Source organism: Streptomyces sp. NBC_01363, from assembly GCF_026340595.1.
Taxonomy (GTDB): domain Bacteria; phylum Actinomycetota; class Actinomycetes; order Streptomycetales; family Streptomycetaceae; genus Streptomyces.
Map to the genome: position 1 here is coordinate 1,881,272 of NZ_JAPEPF010000002.1, position 21,676 is coordinate 1,902,947.

A 21,676-nucleotide genomic window follows, 5' to 3' on the forward strand; every position below is an offset into this window, starting at 1 on the left:
GGGCGGGCGGCGTCCCGCCCGCCCCACAGCTCAGCTGCTCAGTTCGAACTCGGCCCGGATGCGCTTGCCCACCGGCACGCGCTCGGCGGTGAGCCGGTCGCACAGCGCCACCACGATCTCCATGCCATGGCCGCCGGGGCGCGTCGGATCGGGTGAGTAGAACAGCGGCAGGGCGGTGCTGGAGTCGTACACCGTGACGCTGACGCGCTCCGCGGTGCCCTCCAGCTCCAGCAGATACGGGCCCTGGCTGTAGCGGTCTGCGTTGGTGACCAGCTCGCTCACCGCCAGCAGCAGATCGCTGCGGGTGTGCTCACCGAAGACCGCGAGCCATTCGGCGGCCAGCCGGACCAGGAAGCGGTCGGCCAGTGCCCGTGCCTGCGCGATGCAGCCGGGCTCGCCGTCGAACACCTCGGCGCTGTGCAGAACCTCCGTGGATCGGTCCGGGCAGGGGCAGCCGGCCGGTCGCGAGGTGACCTGTTCGTTCATGTGCTCCAGCCAGGGCGACGCAGGGGTGTTCGGTGACAGCTTCTCGACGTCCGCCTACCCGCGACGAACGGTCCCACTCCGGGAAGAACCCGGCAGATCTCAGCCATGGCCGGTCCGCCCGGCCGCGGTCTCCGTGACGGGTGGTTCCGCCACGGCGCGCGCGGGCGCTTCGGGGGTGACCGGCAGCGTGAAACGGACGCGGGTGCCTTCGGAGACCTCCTCTTCCAGCCAGATCCGGCCCCCGTGGAACTCCACGATCTTCCGGCACAGGGCCAGGCCGATGCCCGTTCCCTCGTACTCGTCCCTGCCGTGCAGGCGCTGGAAGATGACGAACACCTTCTGCGCGGACTCCGGCGGGATGCCGATGCCGTTGTCCGCCACCAGGAAGTGCCAGTCCTCGCCCTCCCGTACGCAGCCGACGGCGATCCGGCACGGTACGTCCGGCCGGCGGAACTTCACCGCGTTGCCGATCAGGTTCTGCCAGACCATGGAGAGCGCCGTGGCGTCCCCGGTCACCTCGGGCAGCGGGCTCTCCCGTACGACCGCGGCACCGGACTCCTCGACGACCAGCGCGAGATCGGCCAGCGCGCGGTCGAGGGTCCGGTCGAGGCCGACCGGCTTCCACTTGTCGTGCACCCGTCCCACGCGGGAGAAGGCGAGCAGATCGTCGATCAGCACCTGCATCCGGTCCGCGCCGTCCACCGCGTAGTCGATGTACTGCCGGGCCCGGTCGTCGAGCGATGGAGCGGTCCGCTTCTCCAGGAGCCGGCAGAACGAGGCGACCTTGCGCAGGGGCTCCTGCAGATCGTGCGAGGCGGCATAGGCGAACTGCTCCAGCTCCGCGTTGGAGCGGCGCAGCTCCTGGGCCTGCTCCGCCAGCAGTTTCTCGCGTTCCTGGGAATCGGCGAGCTCCTCGACGATACGGCGGCGCATGTCCTCGACGGCCGCCGCCACCGCGCGCACGTCCGAGGGTCCGCCGACCTCGATCCGGTTGCGGAACGCCCCCGAACGGACCGTGTCGGAGGCGGCGGTCAGCCGGTTCAGCGGCCGTCCCACCATCCGGTGCAGCAGCAGACTCAGCGAGACCACGGCCAGCAGGAAACCCGCGACCAGCGCGATGAACACCCGGTCCCGGGTGGTGCGGGCGGTGCTCAGATCGGCACGGGCCCGGTCGCGCGCCACGTCGAGATGGGCCTGCTGGGTGGTGTACAGCCGCCGCAGCGTGTCGAATTCGTCCTTGCTCTGCCGGATCGGGACCGAGGACTCGGAGGCCGGGCCGTCCCGGCGGACCGCGGCGACCAGCGGCTCGGCGTGCTGGCCCCGCCACTCCCGCGCGGCTTCGGCGATCCGGTCGAGATCGTCGGCGAAGGGCTGTTCGTCCCCGACGAGCGCCTGCACCCGGGCCAGCCGGAGGCTCTCGTCCCGCATCCCCTGCTCGTAGGGGCGCAGGAAGGTCGCATCACCGGTGAGCGCGAAACCGCGCACCCCGGTCTCCTGGTCCAGCAAGGCGTTCTGCAGTTGGAAGGACGACGAGCGGGCGGGCTGGATACGGTCCACCAGTTCGGTGGTGCGGTCGGATATCCGGGACAGCACGAGGCCGCCGACGATCGATCCGGCACAGACGATCAGCACGAAGACGGCAAGGATCAGATGCAGCCAGTGCTGGACCGACAGGCGCGCGGCCGGGCCGCGCCGGGTGTCCGGCGCCACGGAGCGGCGGCTCATCGCGCGCCGCTCCGTCCCCAGCCCAGGTGGAGCACGGCGACGTCGTCAGCCAGACCGCCGTACGGGGACGCCGCGTCCGCGGCCTCGTCGACCAGGGTGTCGACGAAGTCACGGGCCGCCAGCGCCCCGTGCCGACGGGCCATGGCGAGCAGCCCCTCCTCGCCCAGCCGGGAACCCGGGCCCGACCGCCCCTCGAAGAGACCGTCGGTGAACAGGACGACCCTGCCGTCCCCGGGCAGCGACAGCTCCGAGGCGCTCCACCGCCCCGTCCCCGGCACCAGACCCAGCGCCATCCCGGGCTCGGGCTCCTCCCAGCTCACCCGGGCACCGCCGCGCAGCAGCAGTCCTGGGTGTCCGGCCCGCACCACCCGCACCTGGCGCCGGTCCGGGGCGAAGGCGAGCGAGGTGACGGTGGCGAAGAGATGCGGGTCGGAGCGCTCGGCGACCAGGATCTCCTCCAGCAGCCGGACCTGTTCGAGCTGGCCGGTCGCGCACAGCACCGCCGTACGCCACGCCACCCGCAGACAGACCCCCAGCGCCGCCTCCGCCGCCCCGTGCCCCGACACATCGCCGATCACCGCGTGCACCGTCCCGTCGGACGTCTGCACCACGTCGTAGAAGTCCCCGCTGAGCAGGGCGTGCGCCCGGCCCGGCTCGTACCGCGCCACCGCTTCGAAGGAGTCGTCGAGCAGCAGGGGCACGGGCAGCAGACCGCGTTCGAGGCGGGCGTTCTCCTGCGCCATCAGCCGGTTGGCACGGAGCGCCGCCGAGGCCCGTTCGACCTGCTTGCGCTGGAGGGCGTACCGGACCGAGCGGCCCAGCGCCTCCGGATCGAGCCGCCCCTTGACGAGGTAGTCCTGGGCCCCGGTCGCGACGGCCGACAGGCCCGTATCGGCCTCGGCCCGGCCGGTCAGCACCACGATGGCCGCGTCCGGCGCCGACTCGACGATCTGGGTGACGGCGTCGAGACCGAACACATCGGGCAGATGCAGATCGAGCAGTACGCAGCACGGGGTCCGGCTCCCGGCCAGGAACCGGCGTGCCTCCGTCAGCGTCTTGCACCAGGTCAGAGCGGAGTCCAGCTCGCTGTCCGCGAGCATTTCCTCGACGAGGAGCGCATCACCGGCGTCGTCCTCTACCAGCAGGATCACGGCGTCGACGTCCCACACCGAACCGTTGCCGAGCGGGGAAGGCCCCTGCTGCGCGGGGAAGGCGTCCGAGCGCACCGGTTTCGCCGGAGAACCGCCCGCGGGGAGCCCGGCCACTCTGCACCCCCTTGTACGTATGGCACGACACGGCCCGACCCCGGCCGTATGGCAGCGAAGCATATGTGACCGACCCGTGAAGGGGGCGGCGGGGCACGGGCGGCGCGGTCGTCCACCACCCGTGCCCGGGAACCGCGCCGAACGGCCGCGAAGTCACGCGAACGGAGCAGCATCCGTTGCATGGCAGACTTGATCGGGGCGTTCGGCCCGGCAGGAGCAGGTACGGCGGTCGGCGCCACGAGAGACGGATGACAGAGGAACGGCAATGACGGTGACAGAGGACAGCCCGGAGCTCGCTCCCGGTACTGAGGAGTTCGGTCCCGGTATCGACCCGGAGCGGCTGGCCGTCTGCCTGAGCGTGCTCGACGAACTCGACACCATCGACGTCGACCACCCCGACGCCATCGTCGTGCGCCGCGCCACGGCCGGGATCTACCGGACGGTGAAGCAGCGCCGCCGCCAGGAGCGCCGCGCCGCCAAGACCGCGCACGACAAGGCGGTCACCGAAGCCACCGCGACCGGCTCGGCCGACCGGATCGACGACGAGACCCAGGGTGTCCTGCCCTCGTCGTCCGCCCGTGCCGAGATCGCGGGTGTGCTCCAGCGGCCCCGGTCCTGCTACATCTGCAAGACCAGGTACGTGGAGGTGGACGCGTTCTACCACCAGCTCTGCCAGGAGTGCGCGAAGGAGAACCGCTCGCGCCGCGACGCACGGACCGACCTCACCGGCCGGCGCGCGCTCCTGACCGGCGGCCGGGCGAAGATCGGCATGTACATCGCGCTGCGGCTGCTGCGCGACGGCGCCCACACCACCATCACCACCCGCTTCCCCAACGACGCGATCCGCCGCTTCAAGGCGATGCCGGACAGCGACGAGTGGATCCACCGGCTGAAGATCGTCGGCATCGACCTGCGCGACCCCGCCCAGGTCGTCGCGCTCGCCGACTCGGTCGCCGCCGAGGGCCCGCTGGACATCCTGATCAACAACGCGGCCCAGACGGTGCGCCGCTCCGCGAACGCGTACAGCGAGCTGGTCAACGCCGAGTCCGCGCCGCTCCCGGCGGGCGCGCTGCCCTCCGCCGAGGTCATCGGCACCTTCGGCAGCGGCACCGTCGACCGGGTCGCAGCCCTGCCGGCCGCCCGCAAGGAAGGCCTGAGTGCGCAGGACGTCACCGAGCTCGCCCTGGTCACCGGCTCCGCCTCCCTGGAGCGGATCGCCGCCGGGACGGCGATCGACGCGGGCGGACTGGTGCCCGACCTGCACGACACCAACAGCTGGATCCAGACGGTCGAGGAGGTCGAGCCGATGGAGCTGCTGGAAGTCCAGCTCTGCAACTCCACCGCCCCGTTCATCCTGATCAGCCGGCTCCGTCCGGCCATGGCGGCGACGGCCGCCGAGCGCGCCTACGTGGTCAACGTCTCCGCGATGGAGGGCGTGTTCAGCCGCGGCTACAAGGGCGCGGGCCACCCGCACACGAACATGGCCAAGGCCGCCCTGAACATGCTCACCCGGACCAGCGCCCAGGAGATGTTCGAGAAGGACGGCATCCTGATGACCGCCGTCGACACCGGCTGGATCACCGACGAGCGCCCGCACCCCGACAAGATCCGCCTCGCCGAGGAGGGTTTCCACGCCCCGCTCGACCTGGTCGACGGCGCGGCCCGCGTCTACGACCCGATCGTGCGCGGCGAGGACGGCGAGGATCTGTACGGCTGCTTCCTCAAGGACTACGCGCCGGCCAACTGGTAGTCGTCCGGTGAGGCGGCGTGGGTGGGCCGCCGTGGACCCGGCCGGGAGTCGATCCCGGTCGGGTCTTTTCCGTATGCGGTGGCTGAAAGTGACCTAGAGCACACGTTCCATCGAGCACGGAAGCGCTCGTTTGGTTACCCTGATGTGAACGGACGTAATCGAGGAGTCCACAAACCTTCCTCGACCGTCCCGGGACAGGCTTGTCAACCAAGTCGCCGTCCCGCCCCGTACCCGGCGCCACCGCGACCGAACCGTTCTTGCCCCTGCCCCACACGGGTGGCTGATTCCCGGTAATGAGGCCGGAGCATCGGCGACGCCCGGGGCTACGCGACACAAAGGAGTGCGCGGTGACGACACCGGAACTGACGAAGCACGAGAAGCGACCGGCCGAACGGCACGGAGACCGGGCCCGCAGGCCCGAGAAGCTCCGGAACATCGAGGTCTGGGCCAGGTCCGCACCGATCCGGCTGGCCGGCTACGAGGACGACCTCGCCGAGCCGCACATCCTGCCGAGCGTCGACTGACTCCGCTTCGCACCCCGGCACCAACACCCGAGCTCCGGCCCGCATCGCGCGGGCCGGAGTTCCGCCGGTCGGGGTGTGCGCCGTTCACAGGACCGCATGCGCCGCGGCCGCCCCGGCGAACGAAAGACCGACGCCCGCACCGACGGTGAGCACCAGATATCCGGCCGCCATGGCCAGTCGGCGGGCCGAGGTGAGGGTCAGTAGCTCGTACGAGAACGTCGACCAAATCGACAGCGCGCCGCAGAAGCCGGTGGCGAGCGGCAGCTGGGCCCGGGGCCCGAGATCCCCGTCGGTCACCGCCTCGGAGAGGAAGCCGAGGAGCAACGCCGCCGCCGCGTTGGCCGCGAAGGTGCCCCACGGAAAGGCGGTGTGGAGGCGGAATTTGGCATCCACACCGAGCAGATAGCGAACCGGAGCCCCCACCAGTCCGCCGGCGAGCACCAGCAGCCGGTCGGCCAGAACCGCTCGGCACCGTAGCGGGCCACGGCCCCCCGCGGCGCCGCCGACCGCGACGGCCATCACGACGGCCGGCTGCGCCCCCGGATGGTGATCGGGGTGGGTGTGGTGGTGCAGCCGCATCCTCGGGAACATCCGGCGAACCCAAGGGCTGTCCCGGACGCACGCACGCAACACGCGGAACAGCGCACTTACGGACTCGAACGGAGTAGCGGAACACCGCACGGCGAGAAGAGCCGCCCGGCATATGCATGGATGGCGGTAGGTCAATTCCCGCCCTCTTCGTCCCGTGAGGGGAGCGGCCCTTCTCCGTCGAGCTGCTGGAGCTCCCTTGCCCATCGCCGAGCCGGCAGTCGTCCGGAAACTCGAAAGCCGGCAACCGACCGCCTTCCTCCTGGCCTCGGTCCGCGGAGTCGGGCAGGTGGACCTCCAACCGTGCATCTGGACAGGCGCGTGCATCCTCGCCGGGCTGTGGGCGGCGGGCTGGCGGATCGGGCTCTTCGCCACCCTGGGCACCGTCGTCTCGACGCTGACCGCCTACGTGCTCCGCGTCGACCGGTCCGGCATCGCCCTCGGCCTCCACGGGTACTCCGGCTGCCTCACCGGCATCGCGCTGGTCACCTCGCTCGGGAACCACCCCGCGACCTATGTGCTCGCGGTCATCGGCTCGATCATGTGCACCGTACTGACCATGACGCTGACGACCCTGCTCAAGCCGTACGGACTGACCGCGCTCACCGCACCGTTCTGCCTGGTCTCCGGCGTCATGGTGCTCGGGGCGCCGTCCTTCGGACGGATCTGGCACGGAGCGCCGAAGCCCGTGTCCAGCACCACCAGCGGGGACACCGCGATCTCCTGGGACGACCTGTGGCACGCCTTCTTCACCAATGTCTCGCAGGTCTTCCTGGTGGACGCGTGGTACGTCGGGCTCATCATGCTCGTCGGCCTGGCCTTGGCCGGAGTGCGAGTGGTGCTGTACGCGGCGGCCGGCAGCGTCGTCGGGATCGTCGCCGCCTGGGCGCTCGGCGCCCCACCGCACTGATCGCCGGCGGGATCTACGGATACAACGCCGTGCTCGTCTCCATCGCCGTCGGTGCGGTCTTCCTCACCGCCACGGTGTGGAACGGGACGTACGCGCTCTTCGGCGCCGCGGCCTCCACCGGCCTGACCGCCTCACTGACCTCGTTCTTCAAACCGTTCGGCGGCCACACCTTCACCTGGCCGTTCATCCTCGTGACCTGGGTGCTCATGGCGGCCGTCCCGTTGCTGCCCCGCTTCCGCAGGAGCGGCTGACCGCCCGGCCCGTACCCACCCCGCCCCTCCCCGCATCCCAGAGGAAGGTACTGACGATGAACCTCGCACCTCGCGAGATCGACAAACTGCTGGTGTACGTCGTGGCCGACCTGGCCCGCAAGCGCCAGGGGCGTGGCCTCAAGCTCAACTACAGCGAGTCCGTGGCGCTGATCAGCGAGGCGATCCTGGAAGCCGCGCGCGACGGAAAGAGCGTCGCCGACTGCATGGAACTCGGCCGTCACGTCATCGGCGAGGACGACACCATGCCGGGCGTACGGGACATGCTCGGACTGCTCCAGATCGAAGCATCCTTCGTGGACGGCACCAAACTGGTGTCCTGCCACGATCCCATCGGCGGTTGAACCGGTGTCCGACCACTGCCGGGTGATCGCCGTGTGCGGCCACGAGGCCGCGTACGGAGAGGCGCTGTACGCCTGGTGGAGCCCGAGGCGACCGTCGTACCCAACGGGCGCGCACTGTTCCGGACCATCGCCGCGCTGAGCCGCCGGGGCGAGCAGAGCTGCGTCGTCCCGATGACGCTCGGCCGCGACCCGGAACTCGTCGCGGACGCCGCCCGCACACTGCGCGCACTGCCCGCCGCCGAACGCGCCGCGACCGTGCTGGCCGAGCCGTTCGGCACCTCCCAGCATCTGACCGCCTGGCTGCGCGCGGCGGCGGGCCGTGCCCCGGACAGCTCCGCGCTGCTGGTCACGGCCCCGGCCGGCGACCCGTTCGAGGACGCCGAGCTGTACCGGGTCGCGAGCCTGGTCCGCCGCTACGGCAGCCACGACCTGGTCGAGGTCGCGTTCACCGGGGGCGACGCCGATCTCGCCGAGGGGGTCCGGCGCTGCCGGCTGCTGGGCGCGCGGCACGTGGTGCTGCTCCCGGCGGCATTCGCGCGGCCCGAGGTGCCCGACGTGCCCGGTACACGGGTCGAATCCGCCGGTCCGCTGATCGCTCCCGCGGCGCTGGCCCGGGTGCTGGCCGAGCGCGTGGCCGATGCCCGGCGGCACCGGGGCGAGCACGGCGACGACGGCATCGCGGCCGGACTGACCGCCGCCGACAACCACGGCCACTCCCACAGCCACCCACCGGGCGGCGGACACGACCACGGTCTCGGACATCCGCACCCGCGTCGGCACCCGTACGTCCATGGTGCGGGCCAAGTCATCAGGAGCATCGCATGACGTTCCGTCAGAAGTACCTCTACGGCAAGGAACCGATCGAGATCAACGCCGGTCGCCGCACGGTGGAAATCACCGTGCACAACACTGGGGACCGCGCGGTCCAGGTCGGCTCGCACTACCACTTCTTCGAGGTCAACTCGGCGCTGTCGTTCGACCGCCAGAAGGCGCTCGGCATGCACCTCAACATCCCCGCCGGCACCTCGGTACGCATCGAGCCCGGCGGCACGCGCGACGTGGAGCTGTGCGCGTACGCCGGAACCGGCCGGCTCGTCGGGTTCAGCGGGCTGCTCAATGGCAGCCTCGCCTCGCACCCGGCCAAGGTCGAGGCCGTCCGCAAGGCGATCGACCTGGGCTTCCAGGGCACGCGGGACGGTGACGGCGACGACTCCGGGGCACCGCGGAAGGGCCCCGGGAGCAGCAGGACCACCAAGGGTTCGAAGGACTCCAAGGACTCCAAGGCAAAGAAGAAGGGTTCGCGCTGATGCCCATCCTGCCGCGCAAGCAGTACACCGACATGTTCGGCCCGACGGTCGGCGACCGCTTCCATCTCGCCGACACCAACCTCGTCGTCGAGGTCGAGAAGGACTTCAGCGAGGGCCTGTACGGGGACGAGGTCCTCTACGGCGGCGGCAAGACCATGCGTGACGGCATGGCCTCCGACCCGCAGGCCACCTCCACCCAGGGCGCCCTCGACACCGTCATCACCAACGTCGTGGTCATCGACCCCGTCGTCGGCGTCGTCAAGTGCGACATCGGCATCAAGGACGGCTTAATCGCCGGTATCGGCAAGTCGGGCAACCCGCAGACGCAGAACAACGTCCACCCGAACCTGGTCATCGGGCCGGGCACCGAGGCCATCGCCGGTGAGCACCTCATCGCCACCGCGGGCGCCATCGACTCCCATGTCCACCTGATCGCTCCGCAACAGGCCGAGCAGGCACTCACCAACGGCATCACCACACTCATCGGTGGTGGCACCGGTCCCTCGGACGGCACGAACGGCACCACCTGCACACCCGGCCCGTACAACATTGCCCGCTTCCTCCAGGCGGCCGAGACCTTCCCGGTCAACCTCGGCATCATGGGCAAGGGGAACGGCAGTCTGCCGGAAGTGCTCGACGAACAGATCGAAGCCGGCGCCTGTGCCCTGAAGGTCCACGAGGACTGGGGTGCGACCCCCGCCGTGATCGACAACGCGCTGAAGGTCGCGGACCGGTACGACATCCAGGTGGCCATCCACACCGACAGCCTCAACGAGAGCGGCTTCTTCGAGGACACCCGCTCCGCGTTCGACGGCCGCACCATCCACACCTTCCACAGCGAGGGCGCGGGCGGCGGCCACGCCCCGGACATCCTGCGGGTCGCCGGCGAGCCGAACGTACTGCCTTCCTCCACCAACCCGACGCTGCCGTACACCAAGAACTCGGTGGACGAACTGCTCGACATGGTCATGGTCTGCCACCACCTCAGCCACGACATTCCCGAGGACGTCTCCTTCGCCGACAGCCGCGTGCGTGCCGAGACGATCGCCGCCGAGTCGGTCCTGCACGACCTCGGCGTGATCAGCATGTTCTCCTCCGACTCGCAGGCCATGGGCCGGGTCGGCGAGTCCGTCACCCGCGCCTTCCAGACCGCCCACCACTGCAAGGACAAGCTGGGCACGATGGAGGGCGACTCCGCCCGCAACGACAACCAACGGGTGCTGCGTTACCTCGCGAAGGTCACGATCAACCCGGCCATCGCCACCGGCATCTCCGACCACGTCGGCTCGATCGAGAGGGGCAAGATCGCCGACATCGTGCTCTGGCCCATCCATTCCTTCGGTGCCAAGCCCAAGATGGTGATCAAGGGCGGCATCATCTCCTGGGCGCAGATGGGCGACCCCAACGCCTCGCTGCCGACCCCGCAGCCGGTGATCTACCGGCCGATGTTCGGACAGTACGGCAAGGCCCTGCAGGCGACCCATGTCACCTTCATGTCCCAGGCCGGCATCGCCGCCGGGGTGCCGGCCGAACTGGGCCTGGACCGCAAGGTGTTGCCGGTCAGTCGCACCCGGACCATCGGCAAGCACAACATGGTCCGCAACAACGCGCTGCCGGACATCAAGGTCGACCCGGAGACGTTCAGGGTGACACTCAACGGCAAGGTCGCCACCATCGACCCGGCCGAGGAACTGCCCCTCAACCACCTGTTCTTCCTGGCCTAGGCCCAATACCGGTGCTTTAGTGCTTAATTTGTGGGGTTGGGGATGTTTTGGTGGGTTCGACGAGGGTGACGGCGGGGGTGGCCGGGCGAGGTGGGTTGTTGTGTTCGGCGCGTTTGAGTGCCCAGTTGGACATTTTGCGTTTGATCACTCGCGGGTTGGACCGTAACCGCCGTGGTTCCAGGAGGCGTTCGGTGATTTCACGCAGGGTCTGCTTCAGTGCCCGGGTGAGCCGGGAGGGGGGAAAATCCCGCCTGGCTGGTGGTCTGCCGGCGGACGACGCGCAAGGTGCGGGTGAAGGACATCCGGTCCGGATCCTCCCTCTCCTGCCGGGCGGCCTGGTGCATGAGGTCGCGCAGGGCGTGGTGCACCAGGAGGAACCCGAAGATCTCCTGCTCGGCCCCGACCGGATACTGGGAGCGCAGGACGAATCCGGGTCCGCCCAGGTGGATCTTGATCTCGTCGAAGGTCGTCTCGATCTCCCAGCGCTCGGCGTAGAGCGCAGCGAGCTCCACGGCCGGTGCGGTGGCCGGGTCCAGGAGCGTGGTGACCAGCCGGTAAACGGCGCCCTCCCCACCTGGGCCCAAGGCGTATTCGATGACGCGAACCTGTGCCGGGTCGGCCCGCCGGTTCTTGTCCCGGGCGGCAACGATCTCCGACAGATACGAGCCATCGGGCAGCGCGGCCACCACGGGCAGGACCGCGTTGCTCCGGACCCGCCACAACAGGTCCGCGCCGGTCGACGCGGCGGCCCGCCACAGATCGAAGCCGAGGAAGCCCCGATCCGCCAGGAGCAGCATTCCTCTGGTCAGCGAGGGGAACAGACGGTGGGCCAGGGCCGTCTCATGCACCGCCAGTGGCGCGACGTCGGCGGCGAACACGGCGTGGGTACCGCACTCGACCAGGGCCACGGCCCTGGCCTGCGGATACGCGCTCCTGCCCTGGCCACGCCCCGTTCCCGGCCGTCCGAAGAAGGCGGCGTTGGCCTGCGTATCGGGAAGGTCGAAGGTCGTCCCGTCCACCGACACCAACCGCAGACCCCGAAACCACGCTCCCGTCGTCGCCGGGAGCGCCACGGGCCGACAGACCCTGGCGAACAACGCCTTCATCGGTTCCGCCCCCAGCCGCAACCGGGCCCGTCCGATCGCCCCGCTGGTGGGCACCCGCCACGTCTTCGACCAGCGGCGTTCGCGTTCCAGGCCCTGGGTGAGGAGCCGTCCGACCTCCTCATACCCCTGCCCCGAGAACAGGCACATCGCCAGCACGAAATACATCACCACCCGAGCGGGAAGCAGACGCTGACGTTCCTCGGTGCGTCCGCACTCCGCCACCACCTCATCCACCAACTCCGGCGGAAACGCACGCGTGAGCACTCCAAGGGCGATGCGATCCGAAAACCGATCGCCCTCAACTACCTTCAACTGTCCGGGCCTTGGCACACCAACTCAACGAGCCAGCACTATCAAAGTCACCGGTATTGGGCCTAGGCCGATGTACCGCGACGAGAGCGACCTCCTGGGCGAACCCGGCCGGGCGTCGGGCGCGGCCGTCGCCGGGACGCCGGCCGCCGAGCCCGCGCTCGGGCCGCTGCTGGTCAGTCTCCAGCTGACCGACTCGGCGTTCCCGAGCGGCTTCTACACGCTGTCGCACAGCCTGGAGGGCTTCGCCCACGCCGGGGCGGTCGACCGGGAGAGCCTCCCGCTGCTGTTGGAGGATCTGCTGCTGCACGGCGTCGGCCCGGCCGACGCCACCGCACTCGCGCTCGCCCACCGGGCGACCCGGGCGGGCGACGCGGCGGCCGTCGTCCGTGTCGACGAGCACCTGTTCGCCACCAAGCTGGGCCGTGAGATGCGCCAGGCGGCCACCCGGACCGGTCGGCAACTCCTCGATCTCGCCGCCGAGGTGTTCGACCGCCCGGAGATCACCGAACACTTCGACCGTGTCGTACGCCGGGCGGCACCCGGTACCCAGGCGGTGGCCGCGGGCGTCATCTACGCGGCCACCGGTGTCCCGGTCCGCCAGGCGGTCGCCGCGGACCTGTTCGCGTTCTGCGCGAGCTTCGCGGGAGCCGCCCTGAGGCTGCGGCTCACCGATCACCGAAGAGCACAGCGGCTGCTGCGGGACGCCGCACCCGTCATCGAGGCGACGGCGGAGGCGGCGCTGCGGCGCGAACTCGCCGATGTCGGCGCCACCGTCTTCGCCTCGGACATCATGTCGGGCCGTCATGAACGCGCCGAGGCCCGGCTGTTCGCGAGCTGATCCATCCACCCCCACGAGCCAGGGAGCACCATGGACGACAACGTACTGCGGGTCGGCATCGGCGGACCGGTCGGGTCCGGCAAGACCGCGCTCATCGAGGCGCTGGTTCCGGTACTGATCGAGCGCGGCCACCGCCCCTCCGTCATCACCAACGACATCTACACGCAGGAGGACGCCCAGCACATCCGCCGCACCCTCGACGGGGTCCTCGAACCGGAGCGCGTCGTCGGCGTCGAGACGGGAGCCTGCCCGCACACCGCCGTGCGCGACGACCCCACGATGAATCTGGCGGCCGGTGCCGAGATGCTGGAGCGCTTCCCCGACACCGACACGCTGCTCTACGAGTCCGGCGGCGACAACCTCACGCTCACGTTCAGCCCGGCCCTGGTCGACCTGTTCATCTTCGTACTGGACACCGCCGAGGGCGAGAAGATGCCCCGCAAGCGCGGTCCGGGCATCACCGATTCCGGTCTGCTCGTCATCAACAAGATCGACATCGCCAAGTACGTGCGCACCGACATCGACGTCATGGAGTCCGACGCCCACCGGGTCCGCGAGAACCGCCCGGTCGTCCTCACCGACTGCCTCACCGGCGTCGGTGTCGAGGATGTCGTGGGATTCCTCGAATCCCGCCGCAAGGCGCTGATCTGACATGCACCCCACCCCGTCGCCGCCCCGGCCGGCCGGACCGGCTGGCCCCGGACTACTACACCGCGGCCCGCGTCCCCCCGGACGTGGCGGCCCTGGCGTCCGTGCCCGACACGCTCGGGCCGGGATCGCCGGCCAAGGTCGGCATCCTGGATCTGGCCTTCGCCGTACGGGGCGGTCGCACCGAACTCGTGGAGCGCTACCAGAAGACCCCGCTGCAGATCATGCGGCCGTTGTGGATCGACCCGGCGATGCCCGGCATGAGTTACGTCTATCTGATGGCGACCGGCGGCGGTATCGCCCAGGCCGACCGCTATCGGATGGACTTCCGCTGCAGACCCGGCACCGAGGTGCACCTGACCACCCAGGCGGCCACCAAGGTCTTCCGCATGGAGCACGACTACGCGAGCCAGCGCGTGCACCTCACGGCGGACGAGGGCGCCTACGTGGAGTATCTGCCGGACCCGCTGATCCCGTTCAAGGACTCGCGGTTCTACCAGCGCACCGAGGTCACGGTCGCACCCGGCGCCACCGTGGTCGTCGGCGACACCCTGACCGCCGGGCGGCTCGCCCGCGGCGAGCGTCACGACTACCGGGTCCTCGCCACCGATCTGCACATCGCCCGGCCCGACGGCACCCTCCTCGCCATCGACACCCTGCGCCTGGCACCGGGTGCGGGGCCGGGCGGCAACGGCGTCGTCGGCCCCGGCGTGTTCGCCGGGCACGACCATGTCGCCTCGCTCTTCGTCGTCACCGACCGCACCCCGGCCACCGAGGTGGCCGACACCCTCCACGAGGCGTTGGCCGGGCTCGGCGTCCTGCACGGAGTCAGCGTGCTGCCCCGCGACTGCGGCGCCTGGGTCCGGCTCCTGGGCGACAGCCCCGTCGGGGTCGCCGCGGCGCACACCGCCGCCTGGGACGCCGTGCGCCGGCTGCTCACCGGTCACCCGGCCCCCGATCTGCGCAAGCCGTAACACATCACCGACCAGTCCCCGTGCCCCTCCCGCCCCCCCACGACGAGGTATCCGCAGATGAACACCGCTCCCGCGCCGATGCCACCCGCGTACGACTCCGGCGACACCGCCTGGCTGCTCGCCTCCACCGCCATGGTGCTGCTCATGACGCCGGGACTGGCGTTCTTCTACGGCGGCATGGTGCGCACCCAGCACATCCTGATGATGATCAAGATGAGCTTCGCCGCGCTCGCCTTCGGCACGCTCGTCTGGTGGGTGATCGGCTACTCGCTGGCGTTCGGACCGGATGTCGGCGGCGCCGGACTCATCGGCAACCTCGATCACGTGTTCATGCACGACATCGGACCGACCACCCTCACCGGTCACATTCCCACCTTCGTCCACAGCACGTTCCAGATGGGCTTCGCGATCATCACGGTCGCGCTGATCAGCGGCTCGATCGCCGACCGCGCCACGATGAAGGGCTGGCTCGTCTTCGTCGTCCTGTGGCTGCTCATCGTCTACATCCCGCTCGCGCACTGGGTGTTCGACCAGGACGGGTGGATCGTCAAGCACCTCGGTGCCCTGGACTTCGCCGGCGGTCTGCCGGTGGAACTCAATTCCGGGGTCGCCGGGCTCGCCGTCGCACTGGTGCTGCGGGCACCGCGCGACTTCGCCCGTCGCGAGGAGCGGCCCAACAACGTACCGCTCGTGGTGATCGGTGTCGGGCTGCTCTGGTTCGGCTGGTTCGGCTTCAACTCCGGTTCGGCGCTCAGCGACCAGGGCACCGCGGCCGCGGCGTTCATCAACACCCAGCTCGGCGCCGCGGGCGCCATGGTCACCTGGCCGCTGGTCGAGAAATGGCGCACCGGGACGGTCACCACCATGGGTGTCGTCTCCTCCGCCGTCGCGGGCATGGTCGCTATCACTCCCGCCTGTGGCGAGATCAACACACTCGGCGCCGTCATCACCGGCCTGGTCGTCGGGGCGGTCTGCGCCTTCGCCATCACGCTCAAGTACCGCTTCGACGTGGACGACACACTCGATGTGGTGGGCGTGCACGGCGTCGGCGGGCTGATCGGCCTGATCATGGTCGGCCTGTTCGCCACCGCGCGGATCAGCGGCAAGAAGGGGCTCTTCCACGGCGGCGGCTGGGGGCTGCTGGGCAAGCAGCTCATCGCCATCGTCTCCGTGATCGTGTTCTCCTTCATCCTCACCTGGATCATCGCGAAGGTGGTCGATCTGGCCGTCGGCTTCCGCGCGAAGGACGAGTACGAGAGCGTTCCCGGTACGGAGCGGGAGCGCGCCTACGACTTCCAGACCGCCGAGCGCCTCGGCGCCCTGGTCTCCGGAAAGGCCGTGACCAGCGACGACGAACTCGTCAGGCAGATCACCAGGCTGCTGCGGGCCCGGGAGGAGTCCAAGTGACGGGCCCTGTCGGGGCCGGGCCCTGAGGGGGCGGCTCTCATCGCAGCTTCGCCCAGTCATCGGATGAGTCTGGGGAACGTGTTTCGTTCTGTCTGGAAGATTGCATTGACAGGTTCGAGTCGCACTCCAATCATCGGATGTCATGACCGAACTTCCCAGACGCCATGTACTCGGAATGACGGCAGGGGCGGCAGTCGGCGCCGCCCTGCTCACCCCCGCCACCGCCGATGCGGCCCCGCACCCCGCGGCCGCCCCGCGCACCGGAGCAGGCACCGATGACGGGAGGTGGGGCACCGTTCCCGCCGCCGTGCCCGTGCCTCTCGACAAGTGGTTCGACAACGACGGCATCGACACCGCCGACGCCCGTGGCGGCGACTTCGACGGTTCCGGCTACACCTTCCCGGGTGAGGAACTCCCCGCCGGGGAAAGGGAGATCGGCGGCACCGCTTTCCTCTTCCCCGGCTCCGCGGCGGGTGCCGGGAACAACGTCGTCGCCCTCGGCCAGCGCATCGACCTGCCGCCCGGCCGCTATCTCTCAGGCCTCTTCCTCACCTCGTGCAGCTACGGCGCCGCGTCCGGCAGGGCCACGGTCCACTACGCCGACGGCACCACGACGACCCCCGTGCTCGGGGGGCCCGACTGGTACGGCGGCAGCGGCGCCCTCACCGCCGCGTACCGCTACACCGCCGACGGTGCCAAGGACCCGCACCAGGTGTCCATCGCCGTCAGCGAGATCGCGCTCGACCCGGCCAGGGAAGCCGTCGCGCTCACCCTGCCCACCACCCAGCCCGCCGAGGCGAACAAGTCCTCCCTGCACATCTTCGCACTCTCGCTCCAACCGGCGGCCCAGGGAAGGGCGTTGGCGCTGCGCGACGCCCACTCCACCACCTCGCTGCTGGACTCCGGAGCCCAGAGCGTCGAGGCCACCGTCGTCAACGCGGGCACGGTCGGCATCCTCGCCGCCGACGGCCTCACCCTCTCCGTGGACGTGCCCGGAGCCCGTACCGTCGCGCCCGCCCGCGTCTCCCGCCTCGCCCCCGGCGAGCAGGCCCGCGTCCGCATCGGCATCCGCAGCAGACCCGGCACCGCACCCGGTACCACCCGGGAAGGCAACGTTGTCGCGCGCGGACGCGGAGCGGCGGCGGCCACGGTCCGGCGCTCGCTCACCCTCGGCGTCCCCGACTACGCACCGACGGACGCCTCCCTCTCCACCCACCAGGCGCCGTACTGGTTCCAGCAGGCGAAGTTCGGGATCTTCATCCACTGGGGGGTCTACTCCGTACCGGCCTGGGCGCCGGTCGGCACGCAGTACGCGGAGTGGTACTGGAACCAGATGCAGGACCCCGACAACCCCACCCACGCCCACCACCGCGACACCTACGGCGAGTCCTTCGCCTACGACGACTTCATCCCGAGGTTCCGAGCCGAACGCTTCGACCCGCGTTCCTGGGTGGAGCTGTTCCGGGACGCCGGCGCCCAGTACCACGTCCTCACCTCCAAGCACCACGAGGGCTTCGCGCTCTGGGACACCAAGCTCTCGGACCGCAACTCGGTGAAGATGGGACCCGGGCGCGACCTGGTCAAGGAGCTCTTCGACGCCTCGCGCCGCTACACCCCCGAACTCCACCCCGGGCTGTACTTCTCGATGCCCGAATGGTTCAACCCCGACCACCCGTGGATGGGCCACGCCCCGCGCAATCCGTACACCCTGGAGCCCGTCCCGTACACCGGGCACACGGCCGGCAAGGACTACGTCACCGAGTTCCAGGGGCCGCAGATGCTGGAGCTGATCCACGGCTACGACCCCGAGATCCTCTGGTGCGACATCGGCGGCGACAACGACAGCCACCGGGTGCTGGCCGAGTACTTCAACCATGCCAAGAACCGGGCCCGCCCGATCGAGGTCACCGTCAACAACCGCTCCGGGATCGGCCCGTACGACTTCACCACACCCGAGTACACGACGTACGACCAGATCGTCACCGCCAAGTGGGAGTCCAGCCGTGGCCTCGACCCGTACAGCTACGGCTACAACGCCCAGACGCCGGACGAGAAGTACATGACGGCCGAGGAGGTGGTGCACTCGCTCGTCGATATCGTCTCCAAGAACGGCAACTTCCTGCTGGACATCGGGCCCAGGGCCGACGGCACGATCCCCGACATCATGCAGCGCAGGCTGCGCGAGACGGGGGAGTGGCTGAAGACGAACGGGGAGGCGATCTACGACACCACGTACTGGTCACGGATGCCGCAGCTCGGTGAGGATCTGCGGTTCACCCTGCGGCCGAACCGGGCGTTCTACATCCACTCCCTGGCGCGGCCGGGCGCGACCCTCACCGTCGAGGCACCGGTGCCGGTCCGCAGCGGTGACCGGATCACCCTGCTCGGTCACGACCGGCCGCTCAACTGGCGCGTCCGGGGCGGTTCGCTGGTGATCGACGTACCGGCGGCGGCCCGCGGGACCGGGAAGCACGCCTGGGTGTTCAAGATCGCCTGGTCGGGCTGAGCCAGGAGGGACCGAGCGAGACGGGGGGCATGAAGTCCCGCACATAGGTACGGTGCCACCAGCGTCCCGTGGCCCGCAGTTCGCGCCAGGTCGTGTACCGGTAGTGGTACAGCCTGGCGCGGACATGCGTGGGCGGGGTATCCGGGAACGGGTTGTGACGCAGCAGCCGCAGCGTGTCCCGGTCGTTCTCCAGCAGCCGCTCCACGAACTGGCCGAACCAGGGGCCCGCGTACGCGGGGGACAGCGCCGCGAACCACATCAGCCAGTCGAGCCGCAGATGGTACGGGGCGAACTGGCGGGGCAGTCGGCGCGGATCGCCCGGCTTGCCGCGGAAGCCGTACTCCTGCCAGACGGTGCCGTCGTGGAGCGCCTCCTCGTCCGTGCCCTCGACCACCACCTCCAGCCGGACCCGGCTGATGCTGCCGAACGCGCCGTAGGTGTTGACCAGATGCAGTGGATCGAACGAGCGGTTCATCACCTGGCGGCGGGAGACCAGATTGCGCGCAGGGCGGTAGCTGAGGAACACGACCAGCGCGGTCACCGCGATGACGACGATCTCGTACCAGAGCGGCGGCGCGGACTGTGCGGGCGGCTCGGTGAACAGGGACCAGTCGACGGCGGACAGGGCCAGGGTGATCGTCACCCAGTTCAGCCAGGCGAAGTTCCCCGAGACGACCAGCCACAGCTGGGTGACGATCATCAGCCCCGCGGCCGCACTCGCCACCGGTTGCGGAGTGAAAAGGAGCACCGGCACCAGGAGTTGAGTGACATGGTTGGCCGCCACCTCGGCCCGGTGGACGGGCCTGGGCAGCCGGTGGAAGAACCAGCTCAGCGGTCCCGGCATCGGCTGGGTCTCGTGGTGGAAGTACAGACACGTCAGCTTGCGCCAGCACTCGTCGCCGCGGATCTTGATCAGTCCGGCGCCGAACTCCACCCGGAACAGCACCCAGCGCAGCAGCCACAGCACCAGCACGGGCGGCGCTGTGTCCGCGTTGCCGAGAAAGACGGCGAGGAAGCCGGTCTCCAGCAGCAGGGACTCCCAGCCGAAGCCGTACCAGGTCTGGCCGACCTGGACGATCGACAGATAGAGCGCCCAGGGCAGCGCCCAGAGCACCATCGCGGCCCAGAGCGGAAGGTACGAGTCCGCGCCCGCGAGCAGGGCGACGGAGATTGCGCAGCCGGTCCAGCAGACGAGGGCGAAGAAGCGGTCGGAGTAGTGGAGCCGGAAGAGGCCGGGCGCGCTGCGCCAGTCCGTACGCCGCAGGAAATCCGGTACGGGCAGCATGCCGCGTTCGCCGATCAGCGCCCGGAACTGGAGCGCGGCGGTGAGAAACGCGACCAGATAGATGCCGGCCAGAGCCCGCTGGAAGATCAGCCGGCTGAGCCAGTACCCGTCTGCGGTGAACCACTCCATCGCTTCCAGTATCGGTCCGCCGGCTCTGCTCAGCCCCTCAGCCCCTCGTAGTGCGGCCCTCGGCGACGATCCGGAGCAGCGTGGATCCGAGCCGGCGGGCGTACCACCGCTGGGTCATCGGCACGAGCGGTCCCGCGAGCCGGGTGTACCAGGCGGCCGGGCGGCTGAACGCCATGACGGTGAACCACACCGTTCCGTCGTCCGCCGACTCCACGACGAAGGACTCCTCGCCGCACTCGGGGTGCTCGGTCAGTGTTCCGTAGGCGAATCCGACGAGGTCCTTCTCGTACGCCGCCCAGACGACGCGGCAGGGAGCGGTGAGCCGGAACGGTCCGGCGCCGAGCGACACCCGGACGGTGACCCCGGCCTCGGCGCGGTCCGCCGACGCGTGGACCCCGGCCCCGGAGGCGCGGTGCATGCGCCAGCGGGTGACGGCGGCGCCCGCCGCTTCGAAGTCGGCCCGGCCGCGGCCGACCCGGGTCCGGTGGTGGAGGTGGTGGTATCCGTCGGGGAGCGGGTCCAGCCGGGTGGCTCCGACCTCGGGGTAGGTGAGTGCGGTCATGCCGTCCTGCCTTCGTGGTCGGTGCGGTTCTGGAGCCTTTGCCAGGCGAGCAGCGAGCAGAGCGCGAAGCCCAGTGCGTTGCCGAGGCCGTGGGTGGCGGCCATCCAGGTCAGTGTGGGGTGGGGGAGCCCGGTTGCTTCGCCGAGTGCCCAGCTCAGCGCCAGCACCATGGTGACCGCGAGCACGGCGGACGAGACGGCGAGCAGCAGCCGGGTGATCCCGTCCCGGTTCCGGTCGCGGATCGATCGCCAGGTGAGCAGGGCGACGGTCCACATTCCCGAGGTCAGCACCACCGCGCCGGCCAGTTCGGCCCAGTCCCCGATGAAGTAGCCGATCAGGACGAGCAGGGTGCCCAGTGGCACGCTCAGTGCGGCGAACCTCCCCGCCGGGCTGTCGTCGATCCGGCAGACGAGCCCCGAGACCAGCGCGGCGGCGAATCCGGCGAAGTGGAAGTGCGGCACGGTCAGCGCGAGGATGCCGAGCCCGAAGCCGAAGAGCGGGTGCCCCGAGCGTTCGGCGACCAGGGCCGTGGCGGCGACGGAGGGTGTGACCAGGGCGGTCAGCAGCGCTGTCTCGGCGGGTGTCACCGTGGGCGTCCCGGGCGTCCGGTGGTTGCGGAGCAGTCGCGGCGGTGCGTGCAGGGCGAGGAGCAAGGTCCCGAGCGCGTAGCAGGCCGACAGGACGGTCGCCGGGCCGCCGCGCGGCAGCCAGAGGGCGACGGCGCCGGGCACGGCGAAGAGCGGCCAGAGACGGCGTATCCGGTCCAGCTCGGGGGCGCCGGCCAGCCGCAGCCCCACCGGGACCACCACCAGCATGCCCAGCATCACGATCAGACCGACCAGCACCGACATCACGACCCCCTCGACTTGAACGTGTTCAAGTGTGTTCGGTGGTGACTCTACGGCGCTTCTTGAACGCGTTCAAGAAGGGGGTGCGGGGAGGGCGGACGGTGCGGGGTCCGGCACCGCCGGGAGCATGCCCGGCACGGAGATCATCCCCGGGCGCGTCGTCGAGGGC

Annotated in this window: 18 protein-coding genes and 2 pseudogenes; 12 read left to right on the plus strand and 8 right to left on the minus strand. The window is 70.2% G+C overall.

Annotated features, from left to right (window positions below):
• Positions 1 to 30: 30 nt before the first annotated feature.
• From OG611_RS36230 to OG611_RS36240, 3 genes are all read right to left on the minus strand, one after another.
• A complete protein-coding gene (locus OG611_RS36230; RefSeq protein ID WP_266430109.1) occupies positions 31 to 486 on the minus strand; it encodes an ATP-binding protein in 456 nt (151 codons plus the stop codon).
• A gap of 99 nt (positions 487 to 585) precedes the next feature.
• Positions 586 to 2,211, minus strand: coding sequence for an ATP-binding protein (locus tag OG611_RS36235; RefSeq protein WP_266430110.1), 1,626 nt, complete (start codon positions 2,209 to 2,211; stop codon positions 586 to 588).
• Positions 2,208 to 3,437 (minus strand): PP2C family protein-serine/threonine phosphatase, encoded by a 1,230-nt coding sequence (locus OG611_RS36240; RefSeq protein WP_266431410.1) that lies wholly within the window; start codon positions 3,435 to 3,437, stop codon positions 2,208 to 2,210. Before OG611_RS36240 ends, OG611_RS36235 begins: the two co-directional genes overlap by 4 nt.
• Positions 3,438 to 3,741: 304 nt before the next feature.
• Between OG611_RS36240 and OG611_RS36245 the strand changes: the two genes are divergently transcribed.
• Positions 3,742 to 5,226, plus strand: a complete 1,485-nt coding sequence (locus OG611_RS36245) for an SDR family NAD(P)-dependent oxidoreductase (protein WP_266430112.1) — start codon at positions 3,742 to 3,744, stop codon at positions 5,224 to 5,226.
• Positions 5,227 to 5,573: 347 nt separating this feature from the next.
• Entirely contained in the window at positions 5,574 to 5,750 is a 177-nt protein-coding gene (locus OG611_RS36250; protein ID WP_266430115.1) for a hypothetical protein, read from the plus strand.
• A gap of 84 nt (positions 5,751 to 5,834) precedes the next feature.
• On the opposite strand, the gene OG611_RS36255 is transcribed toward OG611_RS36250, so the two are convergent.
• Positions 5,835 to 6,209, minus strand: coding sequence for a CrcB family protein (locus OG611_RS36255; protein ID WP_266431412.1), 375 nt, complete (start codon positions 6,207 to 6,209; stop codon positions 5,835 to 5,837).
• A 328-nt stretch (positions 6,210 to 6,537) separates the two neighbouring features.
• On the opposite strand from OG611_RS36255, the pseudogene OG611_RS36260 reads away from it, so the two are divergent.
• The 5 genes and pseudogenes from OG611_RS36260 (at position 6,538) to ureC (ending at position 10,892) form a co-directional block, all read left to right on the plus strand.
• Positions 6,538 to 7,499 (plus strand): annotated as a pseudogene (locus tag OG611_RS36260) (urea transporter).
• Between the two features lie 56 nt (positions 7,500 to 7,555).
• Positions 7,556 to 7,861, plus strand: a complete 306-nt coding sequence (locus tag OG611_RS36265) for an urease subunit gamma (protein ID WP_266430117.1) — start codon at positions 7,556 to 7,558, stop codon at positions 7,859 to 7,861.
• Between the two features lie 4 nt (positions 7,862 to 7,865).
• A pseudogene (locus OG611_RS36270) lies at positions 7,866 to 8,686 on the plus strand (cobalamin biosynthesis protein CbiX).
• Positions 8,683 to 9,168, plus strand: a complete 486-nt coding sequence (locus OG611_RS36275) for an urease subunit beta (protein ID WP_266430120.1) — start codon at positions 8,683 to 8,685, stop codon at positions 9,166 to 9,168. Before OG611_RS36270 ends, OG611_RS36275 begins: the two are co-directional and overlap by 4 nt.
• On the plus strand, positions 9,168 to 10,892 hold the full coding sequence (gene ureC, locus OG611_RS36280) for an urease subunit alpha (RefSeq protein WP_266430123.1): 1,725 nt from the start codon (positions 9,168 to 9,170) through the stop codon (positions 10,890 to 10,892). Before OG611_RS36275 ends, ureC begins: the two co-directional genes overlap by 1 nt.
• 197 nt (positions 10,893 to 11,089) lie before the next feature.
• Here the strand turns inward: ureC and OG611_RS36285 are convergent, their stop codons facing one another.
• Complete coding sequence (locus tag OG611_RS36285; RefSeq protein WP_266356457.1) at positions 11,090 to 12,328, minus strand: IS4 family transposase; 1,239 nt, start codon at positions 12,326 to 12,328, stop codon at positions 11,090 to 11,092.
• A 52-nt stretch (positions 12,329 to 12,380) separates the two neighbouring features.
• Between OG611_RS36285 and OG611_RS36290 the strand changes: the two genes are divergently transcribed.
• The 5 genes from OG611_RS36290 to OG611_RS36310 all read left to right on the plus strand — a co-directional run bounded on the left by OG611_RS36290 (position 12,381) and on the right by OG611_RS36310 (position 18,683).
• On the plus strand, positions 12,381 to 13,148 hold the full coding sequence (locus OG611_RS36290) for an urease accessory protein UreF (protein WP_266430126.1): 768 nt from the start codon (positions 12,381 to 12,383) through the stop codon (positions 13,146 to 13,148).
• 30 nt (positions 13,149 to 13,178) lie between these two features.
• On the plus strand, positions 13,179 to 13,799 hold the full coding sequence (ureG, locus tag OG611_RS36295) for an urease accessory protein UreG (protein ID WP_266430129.1): 621 nt from the start codon (positions 13,179 to 13,181) through the stop codon (positions 13,797 to 13,799).
• A gap of 41 nt (positions 13,800 to 13,840) precedes the next feature.
• Positions 13,841 to 14,770, plus strand: a complete 930-nt coding sequence (locus OG611_RS36300; protein ID WP_323180337.1) for an urease accessory protein UreD — start codon at positions 13,841 to 13,843, stop codon at positions 14,768 to 14,770.
• A gap of 57 nt (positions 14,771 to 14,827) precedes the next feature.
• Positions 14,828 to 16,177 (plus strand): ammonium transporter, encoded by a 1,350-nt coding sequence (locus OG611_RS36305; protein ID WP_266430135.1) that lies wholly within the window; start codon positions 14,828 to 14,830, stop codon positions 16,175 to 16,177.
• A 142-nt stretch (positions 16,178 to 16,319) separates the two neighbouring features.
• The gene (locus OG611_RS36310) at positions 16,320 to 18,683 is read left to right on the plus strand and encodes an alpha-L-fucosidase (protein WP_266430138.1); all 2,364 of its coding nucleotides are present in this window, start codon (positions 16,320 to 16,322) and stop codon (positions 18,681 to 18,683) included.
• Here OG611_RS36310 and OG611_RS36315 read toward each other — a convergent pair.
• Genes OG611_RS36315 through OG611_RS36325 form a run of 3 tightly spaced genes read right to left on the minus strand, consistent with a single transcriptional unit; the run spans position 18,661 to position 21,510 of the window.
• Positions 18,661 to 20,097: a lipase maturation factor family protein gene (locus tag OG611_RS36315; RefSeq protein ID WP_266430140.1), complete on the minus strand. Its 1,437-nt coding sequence runs from the start codon at positions 20,095 to 20,097 to the stop codon at positions 18,661 to 18,663. The two genes, OG611_RS36310 and OG611_RS36315, sit on opposite strands and share 23 nt — an antisense overlap.
• Positions 20,098 to 20,134: 37 nt before the next feature.
• Complete coding sequence (locus OG611_RS36320; RefSeq protein WP_266430143.1) at positions 20,135 to 20,659, minus strand: DUF1990 family protein; 525 nt, start codon at positions 20,657 to 20,659, stop codon at positions 20,135 to 20,137.
• A complete protein-coding gene (locus OG611_RS36325) occupies positions 20,656 to 21,510 on the minus strand; it encodes a YndJ family protein (RefSeq protein ID WP_266430146.1) in 855 nt (284 codons plus the stop codon). The genes OG611_RS36320 and OG611_RS36325 overlap by 4 nt, the downstream gene beginning before the upstream one ends.
• Positions 21,511 to 21,676: the final 166 nt, after the last annotated feature.